Source organism: Pseudoduganella plicata, assembly GCF_004421005.1.
Taxonomy (GTDB): Bacteria; Pseudomonadota; Gammaproteobacteria; order Burkholderiales; family Burkholderiaceae_D; genus Rugamonas; species Rugamonas plicata.
Map to the genome: position 1 here is coordinate 659,783 of NZ_CP038026.1, position 16,610 is coordinate 676,392.

The following is a 16,610-nucleotide window of genomic DNA, read 5'->3' on the forward strand; positions in this document are numbered from 1 at the left end:
AAGGATGCCGATGAGCGCCGCCCCGCCCGATCCCAACGCCATACAGCCGCCGCGGCCCACGGTGCTGTCGCTGGCGATCCGGGAAAAGGCGGCGCTGTATGCGGCCTACATGCCATTCCTGAAGAACGGCGGCATCTTCGTGCCGACCCAGAAAGCGTACCGGATCGGCGACGAGATCTACCTGATCCTGACGCTGATGGACGACGCCAACAAGTACCCGATCGCCGGCAAGGTCGTGTGGATCACGCCGGCCGGCGCTCACAACAACAAGGCGCAGGGTATCGGCGTCCATTTTCCGGACGACGAAACGGGCCAGCGCACCCGTGCCCGCATCGAGGAAATCCTCGGTGCCGCCCTGCGTTCCTCGCGCGCCACCCATACCCTCTGACTTCCCGAATGTCCTTTCGCCACCGCATTGCATCGCTTGACGATCTGCCGACCATCGTCGCCATCTACAACAGCACCATCGCCTCGCGCGAAGTCACGGCCGACACGGAGCCCGTCTCCGTCGAGTCGCGCCTGAACTGGTTCCACGAGCACCAGCCTGAAAAGCGCCCGCTGTGGGTGATCGAGCGCGCCGACGACACGTCGGCCAGTCCGGAAATCCTCGGCTGGATCTCGTACTCGAATTTCTACGGCCGCCCCGCATACTCCGGCACGGCCGAAGTATCGATCTACATCGCCGAACAGTGGCGCGGCAAGGGCATCGGCCGCTACGCGCTGACGCAAGCCATCGCCCACGCGCCGCGGATCGCCGTGCACACGGTGCTGGGCTTTATCTTTGGCCACAACAACGCCAGCCTGGCGCTGTTCCGCCAGTTCGGCTTCGAGGAGTGGGCCAACTTCCCCCGCGTGGCCAACCTGGACGGCGTCGAGCGCGACCTGATCATCCTCGGCAAGCGGGTCGGCTGAATCCGAAAACCGGAGCCTGTCACCGGTTTTTCCGCAAAACCGGTGACAGGCTCCGGTTTTGACCCGTTTCAAATCCGGCCTGCTTTCCGGCAGCATTTGCGCCACTCCGTTACAATCCCATCATGTTTATCGATTCACATTGCCATATCGACTTCCCCGAGCTGGCCGCTCGCATGCCCGAGCTTCGCGCGAAGATGGAGGAGAACCGGGTGACGCACGCGCTGTGCGTCTCCGTCGACCTGCCGGACTTCCCCCGGGTGCTGGCCCTGGCCGAGGAATATCCGAACATCTTTGCCTCCGTCGGCGTCCATCCCGACTACGAGGACACCCCTGAGCCCACCGTCGGGCAGCTGGTCGAGCTGTCCAGCCACCCGAAAATCGTCGCCATCGGCGAGACGGGGCTGGATTACTACCGCCTGACGGGCGACCTGGAATGGCAGCGCGAGCGCTTTCGCACGCACATCCGGGCATCGCGGGAAGCCCGCAAGCCTCTGATCATCCACACCCGCTCCGCCAGCGAGGACACGATCCGCATCATGCGCGAGGAAGGTGCTGGCACGGCGGACGGCGGCGTGGCCGGCGTCATGCACTGTTTTACCGAGTCGCTGGAGGTGGCGCAGGCGTCGATGGCGCTTGGTTTTTACATCTCGTTCTCCGGCATCGTCACGTTCAAGAGCGCGAAGGAGCTGCAGGCCGTCGCGCTGGCCGTGCCACTGGAGCGCATGCTGATCGAAACCGATTCGCCGTACCTGGCGCCGGTGCCGTACCGGGGACGGATGAACGAGCCGGGTTATGTTGCCCACGTGGCGGAGTTCATCGCCAACCTGAAAGGCATCTCCGTCGAGGAGGTGGCGGCGCGTACCAGCGCCAACTTCTTCGACCTGTTCCAGGGAGCGCGCGCCTGATGGGTATTCGAGTTCGCCTGCGGCTGGTGCGTCGCCGCATCTTGCTGCGCATCGCGGCCGCGGCAATGGCCGTCGCGTCCATTGCGGGGGCGCCGCATGTGGCGGCAGCCGACCAGACGGCGCGGAATGACGCCGTCACCTTGTTCCGCGCCGCCCAGATGAACGACGCCGGACGCATCAAGCCGCTGCTGGCGCGCGGACTCGACCCGAACGTGCGCGAACCCGAGCGGGGTGAGACGGGCATGATCGTCGCGCTGCGCTACGACGCGATGGCCGTGTTCGACCTGCTGCTGGCCCAGCCGAAAATCCAGCTGGACGCGCAGGCGGCCAACGGCAATACGGCACTGATGATGGCCGCGTTCAAGAAGAACCTGCCGGCCGTCGAGAAGCTCGTTGCCAAGGGCGCCCAGGTCAACCGCCCCGGCTTCACGGCACTGCATTACGCCGCGGCGGCCGGCGCCATCGACATCCTGCGCTATCTGCTGGAGCACCATGCCTACATCGACGCCGAGTCGCCGACCAAGGTGACGCCGCTGATGCTGGCGGCGCGCGAAGGCCAGGAGGAAGCTGTCAAGGTGCTGCTGGAAGAGGGGGCGGATGCCACCTTGCGCGACAGCGGCTTTCACCTGACGGCAGCCGAGATGGCGGAAAAGGCCGACAAGCCGTGGATCGCCCAGGCGATTGCCAGACATCTCGCCACCAGGGTCAAGCGCTGACGAAAAATCGTGCCACCCGCGGTCCATCGCCGGAACTGGACCGTTTTTCCCGCCAACCTCGACGTTTCAACCGGTGTGGTTGATCCCGATAATAGCTTCATTGCCTGAGGCAAATATCAAAGGATCTGCAATGCTGAACGAACGCGAAATCGAGAGCTGCTACCTGGGCCAGTTCATCCCGGTGCACTACCATCACAATATGCTGATGGATAACAACCGCATGCACAGTTTCAAGTCGGCCATCGCCCACGCGGTCAAGCCGGGCATGAAAGTGCTGGAACTGGGCGGCGGCACGGGCGTGCTGTCGTGGTTCGCGGCCGCCAACGCGGCCAAGGTGTACTGCGTCGAATTCAATCCCGACATGGTGCAGGAAGCGCGCAAGTTCATGGCCATCAATGAAAACGGCGACCGGGTCGAAGTCATTCATGCCGACGCGTTCGAGTACCTGCCGCCGGAACCCGTGGACATCGTCATCTGCGAAATGATCCACGTGGCAATGCTGCGGGAAAAACAGGTCGAGGTGATCGAGTCGTTCAAGCGGCGCTACCGGCAGAAGTTCGGCGACAAGCTGCCGGTCTTCATGCCGGAAGCCGTGCTGATGGCCGCCCAGCCGCTGCAGCAGGAATACGATTTCGAAGGCTTTTATGCGCCGATCGTCCAGTTCCAGGAAACGGCCGTCGTGCACAATAACTCGGCCGAGCTGGCGCAGCCCGCCGTCTACGCGGTCATCGACTTCACGCAGCCGAACGGCATGTCGTATGCGTGGCAGGGCAAGTTCGTCGTCGAACGGGACGGTACCGTCAACGCGATGCGCTTCATCACGAAGAACATCCTGTCCGTCGTGGAGGAACGCGCCACGACCATCGACTGGCTCAATCACTACATGGTGCTGCCGCTGGCCCGCCCGGTGCGTGCCCGCGCTGGCGACGTGCTGGAAGTGAGTTTTGCCTACCGTGCCGGCGGCTCGATTCCGTCGCTGGAAGCCACGCTGGAGGCGGCCGTGGTGTTCGAGGCAGGGCAGGATGCCGTGGCGGCACCATCCGACGCCGTTCCCGCCTATGCCTGATCCCGCGTCCGGGCCCGTATCGCACCGTTCATCCCCGGTATTCGACGGCCCGTCGCATCCACGCCCCGCGGCGGCCCGGCCGCGCTAAAGTAGCGTCATTCAACCAACGTTGGAGGACGCGATGTTCAGTTTCATGCTGTGGCTGGTGCTGCTGATGCTGTGCTGGCCGCTGGCACTGCTGGCACTGCTGCTGTATCCCGTGTTCTGGCTCCTCACGCTGCCGTTCCGGCTGATCGGCATCGGTGTCGAGGCCATCTTCGAGACGTTGCGCGCCATCGTGCTGCTGCCGGCGCGCGTGCTGAGCGGCGCGCGCCGGTAAGCGTCGCCTCAGAACTCCACCAGTACGCCACCGCCCAGCGACATCTGCGAGTAGTTGTAGTCGATCAGGCTCTGGCCGTAGCCGGAGAAGAACTGCAGATAGCCCTTCAGGTTGGCCCGCACGGGTACGGCCATGCCCAGCTGCAGCGCGCCGTGCTTCGTGTGGAAGTTGCGGCGCGCCAGCAGCGAGTATTCGGTGCCGTCGTCGCGGTACGTCACCCGCACGTCGCCGTGGCCCATGAAGTCGGCAATGTCGATGTTGTCGTTGTCGGACTTGTCGTTGTCGAGCCGTTTCCAGACGCGTGCCGTGACGCCGAACTTGCCGTACTCTCCACCCACCTCACCATACAAGCGGTTCCAGCTGCGCGACAGCGTGCCCGTCTGGCCGTTCGATTGGTGCACCAGGCCCAGGCTGGCATAGCGGAAATCGAAGCCGCCGATGCGCTTGCCGATCGGCGCCACTGCCATCACTTCCGGCTGGTAATTGGTCTCGCGGAACGGGCTCGACGCGCTGCGGTTGTACGCCTGCCAGAAGCTCTGCTGCGTGTAGCCGAACCACAGGTCGATGGGCGTATTGCCGATCGATTCCAGCGCCTTCATCTTGAAGCTCAGCTGGTACATCAGTTCCACGTGCTTGGACTTGATCCCCGCCGGGGTGTACTCCTCGAAGGGCGTATCGTTGGTGGTGTTACTGTAATTGGCCAGCAGCAGATAGGTGTCGCGGTGCGGGCGGAAGTTGAAGACGCCCCGCTTGCTGCCCGGATCCAGCTCCCACAGCGGCACCATGCGCGACACCTGGGCCTGGTTAGCGGCCGGCGTGGCCGCGTTTGCTGCGGTGCGGGGCGCATCCGGGTCGACCAGGACGCCGCTGCGGGCCGGCGCGGCCTGGCCGGCAGGCGCGACGACAACGCCCTCGGCGGCCGGCGCCCGTTTCGCCAGGGCGTCATAGCACGCCAGGCGGTTGGTCGGGTCGCCCAGCAGCGCGCAGCGCTCCAGCGTCTGTTCGATCGGTTGGGTCACGGACGCCGGTGCATCGGTCGCGATCTGCGCCAGCGCGAAAGAAGGGGAAAGACCGGCTATGGCCAAAAGGAGAGGGGAAGGGCGCAGTTTCATCGTCATCATATTGGTTAGTAAGTATTAACCTGCCAGTATAAGGCAGCCGGCCGATGACCGGTCGCACGACAGCGCAGGCGCTGCTAGAATGAATCGAGAACCCGTGCTGCAGTCCAAGGAGACCGTCATGAGCCGCAAGACCCCCATCGAGCGTTACCGCAATATCGGCATTTCCGCGCACATCGATGCCGGCAAGACAACCACCACGGAACGCATCCTGTTCTACACGGGTGTCAACCACAAGATCGGGGAAGTGCACAACGGCGCGGCCACGATGGACTGGATGGAGCAGGAGCAGGAACGCGGCATCACCATCACGTCCGCCGCCACCACGGCGTTCTGGCGCGGCATGGCCGGCAACTTCGCCGAGCACCGCATCAATATCATCGACACGCCCGGCCACGTCGACTTCACCATCGAAGTGGAGCGCTCGATGCGCGTGCTGGACGGGGCGGTGATGGTGTACGACGCCGTCGGCGGCGTGCAGCCGCAGTCGGAGACCGTGTGGCGCCAGGCGAACAAGTACAAGGTGCCGCGCATTGCCTTCGTCAACAAGATGGACCGCGTGGGCGCGGACTTCTTCCGCGTGCAGCAGCAGATCCGCGACCGCCTGAAGGGCAACGCGGTGCCGATCCAGATTCCGGTGGGCGCCGAGGACCACTACCAGGGCGTCATCGACCTGGTCAAGATGCGTGCGATCATCTGGGACGATGCCAGCCAGGGCCTGCATTTCACCTACGAGCCCATCCCGCGGACCTGCTGCCGCTGGCGCAGAAGTGGCACGACGCAATGGTGGAGGCGGCCGCCGAGGCGACGCCGGAGCTGACGGAAAAATACCTGAACGGCGACATCCTGACGGAAGAGGAACTCAAGGCGGCGCTGCGCCTGCGCACCATCCGCGGCGAGATCGTGCCGATGCTGGCCGGCAGCGCATTCAAGAACAAGGGCGTACAGGCGATGCTCGATGCCGTCGTCGAGTACCTGCCGTCGCCGGCGGACGTGCCCGCGATTGCCGGTCATGACGAGAGCGACAACGAGATCGAGCGCCATCCGACCGACGCCGATCCGTTTGCCGCGCTGGCGTTCAAGATCATGACCGACCCGTTCGTGGGCCAGCTGGCGTTCTTCCGCGTGTATTCCGGCGTCGTCCACTCCGGCGACAGCGTCTACAACCCGACCAAGGGGCAGAAGGAGCGCCTGGGCCGTATCCTGCAGATGCACGCCAACGAGCGCAAGGAAATCAAGGACGTGTACGCGGGCGACATCGCCGCCGCCGTCGGCCTGAAGGCGGTGACGACGGGCGACACGCTGTCCTCCCCCGAACACGTGATCGTGCTGGAAAAGATGATCTTCCCGGAACCCGTCATCTCGCAGGCCGTCGAGCCGAAGACCAAGGCCGACCAGGAAAAGATGGGCATCGCGCTGAACCGGCTGGCGCAGGAGGACCCGTCGTTCCGCGTGCACACGGACGAGGAATCGGGCCAGACCATCATGTCCGGCATGGGCGAGCTGCACCTGGAGATCCTGGTGGACCGGATGCGGCGCGAATTCGGCGTGGAAGCGTCGGTGGGCAAGCCGCAGGTGGCCTACCGCGAGACCATCGTCAAGCCGGTGTCGGACGTCGAGGGCAAGTTCATCAAGCAGTCCGGCGGCAAGGGACAGTATGGCCACGTCGTGCTCAAGCTCGAGCCGCTGGAACACGGCAAGGGCTATGAATTCGTCGACGCCATCAAGGGCGGCGTGGTGCCGCGCGAATACATTCCGGCTGTCGACAAGGGGATCCAGGAAACGCTGCGCAGCGGCGTGCTGGCCGGCTACCCCGTCGTAGACGTGCGCGCGACGTTGACGTTCGGCTCGTATCACGACGTGGATTCGAACGAGAATGCGTTCCGCATGGCCGGCTCGATCGCGTTCAAGGACGGCATGCGCCGCGCCGATCCGCAGTTGCTGGAGCCGATGATGGACGTCGAGGTGGAAACGCCGGAAGAGTTCATGGGCAACGTGATGGGCGACCTGACGGCGCGGCGCGGCATGGTGCAGGGCATGGACGAGATTCCGGGCGGCGGCGGCAAGCAGATCAAGGCGCTGGTGCCGCTGGCGGAGATGTTCGGCTACTCGACCACGTTGCGCTCGCTGACGCAGGGCCGCGCCACATACACGATGGAGTTCAAGCATTACGCGGCCGTGCCGAAGCACATCCTCGACCAGATCGCCACGGGCCGGCGTCCGGACGCGCAGCACTGACACTTTGACGGAGAGGGACTACAGCAAGAGTGCAAAACGACCTATATCGAGGACCGCCGGATGCGCTTACCATGCGCTCTGGCCCTTGGTTGCAAGGGACTATTACGCAACAGCTGAAGTCATCATGAACCTGTCGTTAACACTGTCAAAGAAGGAGGACCAGATGAACCGATTAGTCACTCTCGCCGCGCTTGCCGTCGGCGGCGCCCTGATTGCCAAGCAGCTCAAGCGGAACGGCGCGCAGAAGAACAGCTCGTCCGTGAAGGAATCGATCACCGTCGATGTGCCTGTACGCACGGCCTACGATCAGTGGACGCAGTTCGAAGATTTCCCGTCGTTCATGGACAGCGTCCATTCGATCAAGCAGCTGGACGACAAGCGCCTGCACTGGAAGGCGGACGTCATGGGCAAGCCGATCGAGTGGGATGCGGAAATCGTCCAGCAGATCCCGGACAAGCGCATCTCCTGGCGCAGCACCACGGGCACGCCCAACAGCGGCACCGTGAGCTTCGAATCGCTGGGCGGCAACCGCACCCGCATCACCCTGGAGATGACGTACACGCCGGAAAGTACGGTCGAATCGATCGGCGACGCGCTGGGCGCCGTGCGCATCGAAGCCGTGGGCAACCTGAAGCGCTTCAAGGAAATGATCGAGTCGCGCGGCCATGAAACGGGCGCGTGGCGCGGCACGATTGCCGGGCAGGGCAAGCCCGCAGTGACGCACTGAGCGATGCAGTAATCCGGGACAGCTCCCTGTTCCGGGCAATGTTGCCATGAAACCCGGGTCTGTCCCGGGTTTTATTTTTTCAACAGCAACGCGAATTCCTCCGCCGGCACCGGCTTGCCGTACAGATTTCCCTGCCCGTATTCACATCGCAGCAGCTTGAGCAGCTTGGCTTCCTCCGGCTTCTCGATGCCCTCGGCCACGACTTCCAGCTCCAGGTTGTGCGCCAGCGAAACGATCGTCTGCACCAGCCCCATGTAGCCCGAGTCCTGCGCCATCTTGATGACGAAGGAGCGGTCGATCTTGAGCACGTCCACCGGCAATGTGACGAGGTAGGCCAGCGACGAATAGCCGGTGCCGAAGTCGTCTATGGCGACCGGCACGTCGAGATTGCGCACGCGCGTCAGGATATCGACCACGCGGCGGTGGTCCGACACCAGGCTGCTTTCCGTCACCTCGATCGACAGCGGACGCATGTGCGCCTCGGCCGTGTTCAGCGCCTTTTCGATGTCGTCGAACAGCGTGTCGCAGCGGAACTGGGCGGGCGCGACGTTGACGGCGATCTGCGGCGGCGTCAGGCCGGCGTCGTGCCACGTGCGCCAGTCCTCCATGGCCTTCTGCATGACGATCCGGCCCACCTCGATGACGAGCCCGCTGCGTTCCAGCACGGGCACGAACTCGGCGGGCGGTACGATGCCGCGCGTCGGGTGGTTCCAGCGCACCAGCGCCTCGGCGCCGGCGATCTTGCCCGTCTTGAGGTCCACCTTCGGCTGATAGTAATTGACGAACTCGCCGCGCTCCACGGCATCGCGCAGCTCCGCTTCCATGCTGATCTGGCGCGCCAGCGCATGGTCCGCATCCCGGTCGTAGAAGCCGATGTGCTCTTCCATATGGCGCGCCCCGGCGAGGGCGTCCCATGCCTTGACGAGCAGCTCGTCCGCCGTCGTGCCATCTTCCGGCAGCATGGCGGCACCCACATTGACCGTGCACCAGATCCTGTGCTGGTCCACCTGGTACGAGCCTTCCAGCAGCGGGATGATGACGTCATGCACGTAGCCGCGCGGCGAGCGTGCCTCGTCGACGGGATAGAACAGCGCGAAGCGGCCGATCCCGACGTGGGAGAGCACCATGCGCTCCGCGACTTCGCCCCGCAGGCGCTGCGCCACCTGCCGCATGAGGCCGATGGCGGCCGTGTTGCCGTAGGCGGAACTGATCTCGTCGAAACGGTTGATATTGATGAGGAGGACCGTGCCGCTGGCATTTCCGGCGGCCAGCGCGGCCACTTCCTCGTCGAAATGCAGGCGGCTGGGCAGGCCGGACAGCGCATTGGTACGCGCCAGACGGTGCAGTTCCTGAGCGTTGAGCAGCCGCTCGAGGCCGAAGCTCAGTTCCGTGCCCAGTTCGCCGGCGCGCTCGCGATAGAAGCTGTCGAAGAATTCGGGGCGGGTCGAGTAAAAGGAGATGACGCCCCAGCACTTGCCATTGACAAGCAGCGGAATGGCCATGCACGAGCGGATATCGCGCCGCGTGCAGCCGTGGTTGACGTCGTTGGAGAACTGCAGCGTGCCCGACGCCGCCGCGGCGACGGCCAGTTCGTGCATGAACCAGTCGGCGTGCGCCGCGCTGTCCTCGTCGCTGCGCCACTCGTGTTCGCTGCCGTCGCGCAATGCCGAGGTGAACAGCCGGATGGCGCCCGTGGCTTCGTCGCGCCGGCTGATGTCGACGATTTCCAGGCCCGGCTGATGGGCCGCTTCGCGGCACGTGTCCAGGCACAGGGCTTCCAGCGAGCGGGCGCGCGAAATGATGGCGGACAGGCGCGACAGCAGCACATAGAAATTGTCGTGCCGGATCAGCGCACGCTCCTTGGCCACTTCCTCCGTCATGTCGATGGCGGAGCCACCCAGGAATGGTTCGCCGTCCACGTCGATCGGGAATTTATGGACGAGCCAGTGGCGCGCGCCGTCGTGCGACGTTTCCATCGTCTTGATGACCTCGCCGTTGTCCAGCACGGCACGATCCTGCTCTTCCAGGCTGCGGCGCACGTCTTCAGGCCAGAAGTGGCTGTCGTCCTTCCCGACGACGGTGGGTACGCCAAAGAAGCCGTGCAGCGCGGCATTGCCCATCACATAGCTGCCGGAGCGGTCCTTGATCCACAGCGGCGAGGGCGAATGCTCGGCAAACCCGGACAGGAAACTCTCGGCCCGCGACAGCTTGCGGCGCAGCTCCTGCCGGGCGCGCGCAGCGGCCGCCAGGTCCGACAATGCCTGCCGTTGCGCCGGGCTCATGGCGGGCGGCGCCAGGGCCAGCAGGCGGACCTCGTCCGCCAACGCCTCGCGCGGCACGGGACGGCCGACGATGTAGCCGGCCAGGCGTGCCAGCTCGGCGCAGCCATCGTCCGGCTGCCCGGTGTCGTCCCCGGGCCGCACCAGCTGCGCTTCTTCTTTGCTTGCGATGTGATTCATGATGGTCGGAAGGCCGCTCAGAACAGCTTGAATTTCAGCTGGACGGCAAGTGCGCCATGCAGGCGGTCCTTGTACGTCGGTACAATAGCAAAGTTCACGCCAAACCGGTTGTACTCCACGCTCACGATGGGAATCACGGCCGGGAACCAGCCGCCGTCGCGCATTTTCGGATACCCGTCAAAGGCGCCGACAACCGCGCCGATGCGCACGGGCCCGATCGCCACAGGCTGGTAATACACGCCGATGTAATTGGAAATGGCGCGGTCGCTGTTGTGGAAACGCCCCACCGTGGCCGAGGCCACCGTGGAAAAGCGGTATTCGGCGCCGATGCCGGGGTTGGTGTTGTCGAGGTCCTTGTCGCTCTGGACATGGTACGAGTAGAAGCCCGGATTGACCCACAGTTCGCTGCGCGGCTGCGAGTCGATCAGCTCGAACGGGTTGGCCTGGGCCCCCATCGACAGCGTCGCCATGGCGGCTCCCAGCAGTGCAATCCTGTTCATTGTTGTCCTCGTCCGTATGTTCTGTTAATAGCGCGGCAATTATAGCGACAGATCAACGCGAATTGTTATTTCATCCTTAACGTTTGATCCGCGTTCAACAATTGCCAGTTGGCATTTGACTGTCCTGCAGGCATCACCGACAGTGGAACTCCACCACCTCCGGAGAAGCAAGATGAACGCATCCACGACCGCAAAACCGAACCTGACTGGGGCCGCCGTACTGACAATCGCACTGGCGCTGGCGGCATGCGCGACCACCACCAAGCCTGGTGTCGTCGGCGTGCAGCGGCAGCAGATGATGCTGGTGTCGGCCGACACCGTCGAACGCATGGCCCTGGTGAGCTACACGCGCCAGAACCGCGACGCGCAGCAGGCGGGCAAGCTGGTGACGAAGGGCCCGGAGCTGGAGCGGCTGAAGCGCATCGCCACGCGCCTGCAGGCGCAGGTCGGGACGTTCCGCGACGACGCCGTCAAATGGAACTGGCAGGTCTCGCTGATCGACGCACCGGTGCAGAACGCCACGTGCGCGCCCGGCGGCAAGATCACGTTCTATACCGGGCTGGTGCGCCAGCTGAAGATGACGGACGACGAGATTGCCATCGTCATGGGCCACGAGATCGCCCACGCACTGCGCGAGCACGGCCGCGAGCGCGTGTCGCAGGCGTACGCGCAGAATGCGCTGACGACGACGGCGCTGGCGGCAGCACCGAACAGCGCCGCGCAGATCGAGGCCGCCAACACGGTGGCCCACTACCTGTACATGCTGCCGAACTCGCGCCAGAACGAATCCGAGGCCGACGCGATGGGGCTGGAGCTGGCGGCGCGGGCCGGCTACAGGCCGGAGGCGTCGGTCGCTGTCTGGCGCAAGATGCAGGCTCAGGACAAGGGGCGCCAGCAGGCGCAGTTCACGTCCACGCACCCGTCGCACCAGACGCGCATCACGGAACTGACGGCCATGCTGCCGAAGGTGACGCCGCTGTACCGCGCGGCGGCGACAGTGCCGCCGGCGGCTCAGTCGTCCAGCCGCCGCTCCCAGTAAGCCACGTCGATCCACCTGCCGAACTTGAAGCCCACTTCGCCGAAGTGGGCAACCTTGCGGTACCCCATCTTCTCATGCAGGGCGACGCTGGCGGCATTCGGCTGCGCGATGCCGCCGATCGCCAGGTGGCAGCCGGCCGCGCGCAGCATTTCCAGCAGCGCCGTGTACAGCGCAGTGCCCGCACCCTTGCCGGCATGCCGCGGCGCCAGGTAGACCGACGTCTCGACGGAAAACCGGTAGGCATGGCGCACGCGCCATTTCGTCGCATAGGCATAGCCGGCAATCTCGCCATCGTGTTCCAGCACCAGCCACGGCAGGCCGCCGTCCTGCACGGCCGCGATGCGCCCGCGCATGTCGTCGGCACTGACCGGCGCTTCTTCAAAACTGATCGTGGTATCGGCGATGTACGGGTTGTAGATGGCCGCGATGGCGGCGGCGTCGTGCGGGGTGGCGGGGCGGATGGTCAAGCTGGGGCTCCTTTGGACCGGGTTGCCCGACTATAACGATGGGCCACGCTGGCGTCAACGCGGCAGTGCCTGGCATATACTGTCCATGGTTCGAAAACGGGAGGCGATCATGGAAAAGCGCGCTTTATCGATGGCCCTGCTGCTGGCGGCGGGCATGGCGGGAGGAACGGGCATGAACGACGTAGGCACGGATAACGTGGCGATGGCACTGGCGGTGGACGCTGGCGAAGGACGCGTGCGCGTCACCGTCCAGCTCGAGAACAAGGGGGCGCGCCCCGTCTACGTGCCGCGCGCGATTGCCGCCGCGACGCAGCTGGACGGTCGCGTGTTCGACGTGCGCGACGCCCGCACGGGGCAGGAGGTGCCGTACCAGGGCCGCATGGTCAAGCGCGGGCCGCTGACGGCCGACGATTTCGTCGTGCTGGCGCCGCACGCGACGCACCGGCATACGATCGACATCACGCCCGCCTATGGGTTCCAGCCCGGGACGCACGACTATCACCTTTCGTACGGCGGCAATTACGGCGCCGATGTGCAGGCGCTGGCCGGCGGTGCGCCGTCGGGCCGGCTGACGGCGCCCGCGGTGCGTTTCAGTTTCACGGCACGGCCATGAGGTGAAATCAGGACGTGCGATAACAATGTTCGATCGCCGGCGCCGGCCCCGTGACGGGTGTCGGCGCCAATGAAAAGGCCGCCCGCAGGCGGCCTCAAATCTCCCCTTCGCGTGACCGGTCTTATGGCAGCGCCGGCGTGTTTTCGCTGAAGTATTCGTGCGAGTCGGCGTTGTCGACGGCGCGGGCAGGGTTGCTCGTCGCCAGCGATGCCGCGGCGGACTGGCCGTACGCCCAGTCGTCCGTGCCGGCCACCACAGTGAAGTGGCTCAGCTCGTGCACCAGCGTGCCGCCTTTCGAATCCGTGCCGGACGTCGGCGCGCTCCAGAAGGCATTGCAGACATAGATCTTGTACGGCTGGTTCGGATACACGTAAGCGTAGTAGCTGTCCGTGCAGCTGCAGTCGACGTTGACGGGCTTGGTGTCCAGCGCGTTCTTGATGTTGGCGAAGTGCGTCTTGACGGTGTTGTAGCGGGTCGCGTCGTAGGTGCCGAACCATTTCGTGTAGCGCGTGCCGCGCGTGCCGGCGTTCAGGTAGCTGACGGAGCCGTTCGCCATCGTCTTGGCCGCCGTGAACGCGGAATTGATCGACGACTGCTGCGATGCGCTGCACGACGTGAACGTCAGGCCTTCGCCTTCCGGTGCCGGGGCCGACTTGCGCAGGTTCGAGCCTTCGATCCACACCTGCACGGCTTCGGACTTGACCAGGTCGTCGTCCTCGCCAGCCGGGGCCGACTTGGCCGCGCTGCCACCTTTGGTGGTCGGCGCGCTTTCCGGGCCGATGGCCACGAAGCGGATCGCATAGTCGCCGGTGGCGGACAGGTCGTACAGCGACGACAGTTCGACGGATGCCGTGTGCGACTTGCCTGGCTGGATGACGAAGTAGTCGGAGGCGCGCGGTGCCGGACGCTTGACGTGCTTGCCCTCGTAAGCCACCGGCACGCCGTCGCGGGTCACGTCGAACAGCGATTCCGTGATCGGGCCGAACGGCGTCTGCCATTTGAGCAGGCGCTGCGGCGTCGACGTCGTGTTGGTCAGCGTGACCTTGACAACCAGGTCGTCTGCCGGACCCAGCGACTGCTTGTCGACGCTGATGTTTGCCACGACACCGGATGCCGCGTAGGCCGACATGCAGAGTGCCGTTGCCGCGACCGTACCGCCAAACCTGACCATGTGATTCCAGCTCATGCAGTTCTCCTGAAAAGAGGTGATGAAGGGTGAAAACTGCCCGGCCGATCGGCGCGGGCGTGATCTCATCCTCACATGAGGTTAGCGCGGCGTCAACATTGTCACATCGAGGCGGAATTGTTCGCGCGGTTTTGGCGCAACATCTTGAAGATTCTGGACATTTTGTCGCGGATTGTTAAATCTGGGACATTTCTGTCGAGTAGCAACCGGAACTGGAAGGAAAACATCGGGAAAAGCCGCCGGCGCAGCGGCGGAATCTTTGCCCGATGACTCGGCAGCTCAGCCTGGACGCTGGCGGTGGAAGGTCAGCGGGCTGTACGGCACCGCCGACGGTGGCGCCGAGCGCAGGATGCCGGGTTTCATGGCGCCCACGACGTGCATTTCGCACGGCTTGCAGTCGAAGCGCAGCATGTATTTTTCCTCGCCCGACACCAGGGTCATCGGCTCGGCCTTGACCTGGCCCTGCACCCCTTGCACCCCCTTGGCCTGCTTCGGGCACAGGTTGAACGAGAAGCGCAGGCAGTGCTTGGTGATCATCAGCGACACTTCGCCCGGTTCCTGGTGCGCCTCGTACGCCGCGTCGATCAGCTGCACGCCGTGCTTGTGGTAGAACGCGCGTGCCTTTTCGTTATAGACGTTGGCGAGGTACGACAATTGCGTGTCGGGATAGCTAGCGCGCGGTTCGGCCGGGGCCTTGCGCTCGGGGCGCTCCCACGCCGCCAGCCGGGCCGCCTCGTGTGCCGCCACGGCGTCGCGCCGCAGCGCGTTGATGGCGGCGGCCGGCACGAACCACGGCTGCGACAGGGCCAGCTCGATGCCGTCCGCCTCGAACATCGTGTTGCCCAGTTTTGCCAGGCTGTTACGCAGCGCCGCATCCGCCTGCTCGGCCTGATGCGCCGGCTGCAGCGCCAGTTGCGCGTGCGTGACCGTCTCGATGCCGTCCTCGTCGCGTAGGGTCAGCGCGAGGCCGCCGTCCGCTTCGGCCAGCGCCAGGTGCAGCGCCACCTTGCGGTCGGCCGAGCGTTTTGTGAGCGCCGCTTCCCATTGATGGTCGCGGTTGCGGTGTACCTGCGTGCCCGGTTTCAGGCCGGGCAGGGCGCTGACGGGCTCGTTCGGGAAAACGCGCCAGCGCTGGCCGTCGTCGCTTTCGCCCAGCTTCTGCACGGTATTCGCCTGGATGCCGACGGTGGTGCGCTTGTTCATGTAATTGAGGCCGTCGCCATTGGCCAGCGCCGCGTCCGTCATCATGTCGAAGTGGTCCATGCCTACCTTGCTGACGGTGCCCACCTGCACGCCCAGGTATTTGGGTGAATCGAAGGCGCCGATGTCTTCCTGGCGACCCGTGGCGAAATAATCGGTGTGGCCTCGGTTAAAATTCTTGTCCACGTCGGGGGTGAAGAAGATCTGCGTGTGGCCGCTGGCCGCGCGCACATAGCCGGCGCGGCGCTCCAGGATCTCGTCCAGCAGCAGGCGGTAGTGGGCCGTGATGTTCTTCACATAGCCCATGTCCTTGTAGCGGCCTTCGATCTTGAACGAGCGGATGCCCGCGTCGATCAGCGCTTCCAGATTGCGGCTCTGGTCGTTGTCCTTCATCGACAGCAGATGCTTGTCGTACGCGACCACGCGGCCCTGGCCGTCGGACAAGGTGTACGGCAAGCGGCACGCCTGCGAGCAGTCGCCGCGGTTGGCGCTGCGGCCCGTGTCCGCGTGCGAGATGTAGCACTGGCCGGAAAAGGCCACGCACAGCGCGCCGTGAATGAAATACTCAAGCGGCGTATCGACTTCGGCGCGGATCTTGCGGATCTGCTCGATGGTCAGTTCGCGCGCCAAGACCAGTTGCGAGAACCCCACGTCGCCCAGGAATTTCGCCTTCTCCACGGTGCGGATGTCGCACTGCGTGCTGGCATGCAGCTGGATCGGCGGCAGGTCGAGTTCGAGCAGGCCCATGTCCTGGATGATCAGCGCGTCGACGCCCGCTTCGTACAGCTGCCAGATCTGCTTGCGGGCCAGGTCCAGCTCGGCGTCATGCATGATCGTGTTCATCGTCACGAAAATGCGGGCGCGGTAGCGGTGGGCAAACTGCACCAGGCCGGCGATATCCTCGAGCGGATTGCTGGCGTTGTGGCGGGCGCCGAACGCGGGGCCGCCGATATAGACAGCGTCGGCGCCGTGCAGGATGGCCTCGCGGCCGATCTCGGCGGTTTTCGCGGGCGACAGCAGTTCGAGCTGGTGATCAAGTAAAGACATGGCGCATTCCCTTCGACGAAGGCGGAGATTATAGCTTCGCGCGCACCGCCTGTCATGATTGCCGGTGCAAGAAGGTGCTGGCTTTCAGCGAAAAGCTT

General features: G+C 64.8%; 15 protein-coding genes and 1 pseudogene. 10 read left to right on the forward strand and 6 right to left on the reverse strand.

Annotated elements, in window-relative coordinates:
• The first annotated feature begins 10 nt into the window (after positions 1-10).
• From E1742_RS02755 to E1742_RS02780, 6 genes are all read left to right on the forward strand, one after another.
• Entirely contained in the window at positions 11-388 is a 378-nt protein-coding gene (locus E1742_RS02755) for a PilZ domain-containing protein (protein WP_134383447.1), read from the forward strand.
• Positions 389-396: 8 nt separating this feature from the next.
• On the forward strand, positions 397-912 hold the full coding sequence (locus E1742_RS02760) for a GNAT family N-acetyltransferase (RefSeq protein ID WP_134383448.1): 516 nt from the start codon (positions 397-399) through the stop codon (positions 910-912).
• Between the two features lie 122 nt (positions 913-1,034).
• Positions 1,035-1,817, forward strand: a complete 783-nt coding sequence (locus E1742_RS02765; RefSeq protein ID WP_134383449.1) for a TatD family hydrolase — start codon at positions 1,035-1,037, stop codon at positions 1,815-1,817.
• Positions 1,817-2,533 (forward strand): ankyrin repeat domain-containing protein, encoded by a 717-nt coding sequence (locus E1742_RS02770; protein ID WP_134383450.1) that lies wholly within the window; start codon positions 1,817-1,819, stop codon positions 2,531-2,533. Before E1742_RS02765 ends, E1742_RS02770 begins: the two co-directional genes overlap by 1 nt.
• 130 nt (positions 2,534-2,663) lie before the next feature.
• Positions 2,664-3,599, forward strand: coding sequence for a class I SAM-dependent methyltransferase (locus tag E1742_RS02775; RefSeq protein WP_134383451.1), 936 nt, complete (start codon positions 2,664-2,666; stop codon positions 3,597-3,599).
• 121 nt (positions 3,600-3,720) lie between these two features.
• On the forward strand, positions 3,721-3,918 hold the full coding sequence (locus E1742_RS02780) for a hypothetical protein (protein ID WP_134383452.1): 198 nt from the start codon (positions 3,721-3,723) through the stop codon (positions 3,916-3,918).
• 8 nt (positions 3,919-3,926) lie between these two features.
• Here E1742_RS02780 and E1742_RS02785 read toward each other — a convergent pair whose 3' ends face one another.
• Positions 3,927-4,937: a phospholipase A gene (locus E1742_RS02785; RefSeq protein WP_229466465.1), complete on the reverse strand. Its 1,011-nt coding sequence runs from the start codon at positions 4,935-4,937 to the stop codon at positions 3,927-3,929.
• 220 nt (positions 4,938-5,157) lie between these two features.
• On the opposite strand from E1742_RS02785, the pseudogene fusA reads away from it, so the two are divergent.
• Together fusA and E1742_RS02795 are read left to right on the forward strand one after the other, a co-directional pair.
• Positions 5,158-7,274, forward strand: a pseudogene (gene fusA / locus E1742_RS02790) (elongation factor G).
• A 163-nt stretch (positions 7,275-7,437) separates the two neighbouring features.
• Positions 7,438-8,001, forward strand: a complete 564-nt coding sequence (locus E1742_RS02795) for an SRPBCC family protein (protein WP_134383454.1) — start codon at positions 7,438-7,440, stop codon at positions 7,999-8,001.
• Positions 8,002-8,072: 71 nt separating this feature from the next.
• On the opposite strand, the gene E1742_RS02800 is transcribed toward E1742_RS02795, so the two are convergent.
• Both E1742_RS02800 and E1742_RS02805 read right to left on the reverse strand, forming a co-directional pair.
• Positions 8,073-10,460 carry a sensor domain-containing protein gene (locus E1742_RS02800; RefSeq protein ID WP_134383455.1) on the reverse strand — a complete coding sequence of 796 codons (2,388 nt, stop codon included), beginning with the start codon at positions 10,458-10,460 and terminating at the stop codon, positions 8,073-8,075.
• 17 nt (positions 10,461-10,477) lie between these two features.
• Positions 10,478-10,960 (reverse strand): hypothetical protein, encoded by a 483-nt coding sequence (locus E1742_RS02805; protein ID WP_134383456.1) that lies wholly within the window; start codon positions 10,958-10,960, stop codon positions 10,478-10,480.
• A 172-nt stretch (positions 10,961-11,132) separates the two neighbouring features.
• Between E1742_RS02805 and E1742_RS02810 the strand changes: the two genes are divergently transcribed.
• On the forward strand, positions 11,133-11,999 hold the full coding sequence (locus E1742_RS02810) for a M48 family metallopeptidase (RefSeq protein ID WP_166793396.1): 867 nt from the start codon (positions 11,133-11,135) through the stop codon (positions 11,997-11,999).
• Here E1742_RS02810 and E1742_RS02815 read toward each other — a convergent pair.
• Complete coding sequence (locus E1742_RS02815) at positions 11,972-12,466, reverse strand: arsinothricin resistance N-acetyltransferase ArsN1 family B (protein ID WP_134383457.1); 495 nt, start codon at positions 12,464-12,466, stop codon at positions 11,972-11,974. The genes E1742_RS02810 and E1742_RS02815 overlap by 28 nt on opposite strands.
• Positions 12,467-12,575: 109 nt before the next feature.
• On the opposite strand from E1742_RS02815, the gene E1742_RS02820 reads away from it, so the two are divergent.
• Positions 12,576-13,079 carry a hypothetical protein gene (locus E1742_RS02820; protein ID WP_134383458.1) on the forward strand — a complete coding sequence of 168 codons (504 nt, stop codon included), beginning with the start codon at positions 12,576-12,578 and terminating at the stop codon, positions 13,077-13,079.
• Between the two features lie 121 nt (positions 13,080-13,200).
• Here E1742_RS02820 and E1742_RS02825 read toward each other — a convergent pair whose 3' ends face one another.
• Both E1742_RS02825 and E1742_RS02830 read right to left on the reverse strand, forming a co-directional pair.
• Complete coding sequence (locus E1742_RS02825) at positions 13,201-14,265, reverse strand: M35 family metalloendopeptidase (protein WP_134383459.1); 1,065 nt, start codon at positions 14,263-14,265, stop codon at positions 13,201-13,203.
• A gap of 279 nt (positions 14,266-14,544) precedes the next feature.
• Positions 14,545-16,512, reverse strand: coding sequence for a peptidase U32 family protein (locus E1742_RS02830; RefSeq protein ID WP_134383460.1), 1,968 nt, complete (start codon positions 16,510-16,512; stop codon positions 14,545-14,547).
• Positions 16,513-16,610: the final 98 nt, after the last annotated feature.

Excerpts from the sequence above, each read along its gene's own strand:
- E1742_RS02755 (WP_134383447.1), top strand. The coding sequence starts at position 11 with ATGAGCGCCGCCCCGCCCGATCCCAACGCCATACAGCCGCCGCGGCCC.
- E1742_RS02760 (WP_134383448.1), top strand. The coding sequence starts at position 397 with ATGTCCTTTCGCCACCGCATTGCATCGCTTGACGATCTGCCGACCATC.
- E1742_RS02765 (WP_134383449.1), top strand. The coding sequence starts at position 1,035 with ATGTTTATCGATTCACATTGCCATATCGACTTCCCCGAGCTGGCCGCT.
- E1742_RS02770 (WP_134383450.1), top strand. The coding sequence starts at position 1,817 with ATGGGTATTCGAGTTCGCCTGCGGCTGGTGCGTCGCCGCATCTTGCTG.
- E1742_RS02775 (WP_134383451.1), top strand. The coding sequence starts at position 2,664 with ATGCTGAACGAACGCGAAATCGAGAGCTGCTACCTGGGCCAGTTCATC.
- E1742_RS02780 (WP_134383452.1), top strand. The coding sequence starts at position 3,721 with ATGTTCAGTTTCATGCTGTGGCTGGTGCTGCTGATGCTGTGCTGGCCG.
- E1742_RS02795 (WP_134383454.1), top strand. The coding sequence starts at position 7,438 with ATGAACCGATTAGTCACTCTCGCCGCGCTTGCCGTCGGCGGCGCCCTG.
- E1742_RS02800 (WP_134383455.1), bottom strand. The coding sequence starts at position 10,460 with ATGAATCACATCGCAAGCAAAGAAGAAGCGCAGCTGGTGCGGCCCGGG.
- E1742_RS02805 (WP_134383456.1), bottom strand. The coding sequence starts at position 10,960 with ATGAACAGGATTGCACTGCTGGGAGCCGCCATGGCGACGCTGTCGATG.
- E1742_RS02810 (WP_166793396.1), top strand. The coding sequence starts at position 11,133 with ATGAACGCATCCACGACCGCAAAACCGAACCTGACTGGGGCCGCCGTA.
- E1742_RS02820 (WP_134383458.1), top strand. The coding sequence starts at position 12,576 with ATGGAAAAGCGCGCTTTATCGATGGCCCTGCTGCTGGCGGCGGGCATG.
- E1742_RS02825 (WP_134383459.1), bottom strand. The coding sequence starts at position 14,265 with ATGAGCTGGAATCACATGGTCAGGTTTGGCGGTACGGTCGCGGCAACG.
- E1742_RS02830 (WP_134383460.1), bottom strand. The coding sequence starts at position 16,512 with ATGTCTTTACTTGATCACCAGCTCGAACTGCTGTCGCCCGCGAAAACC.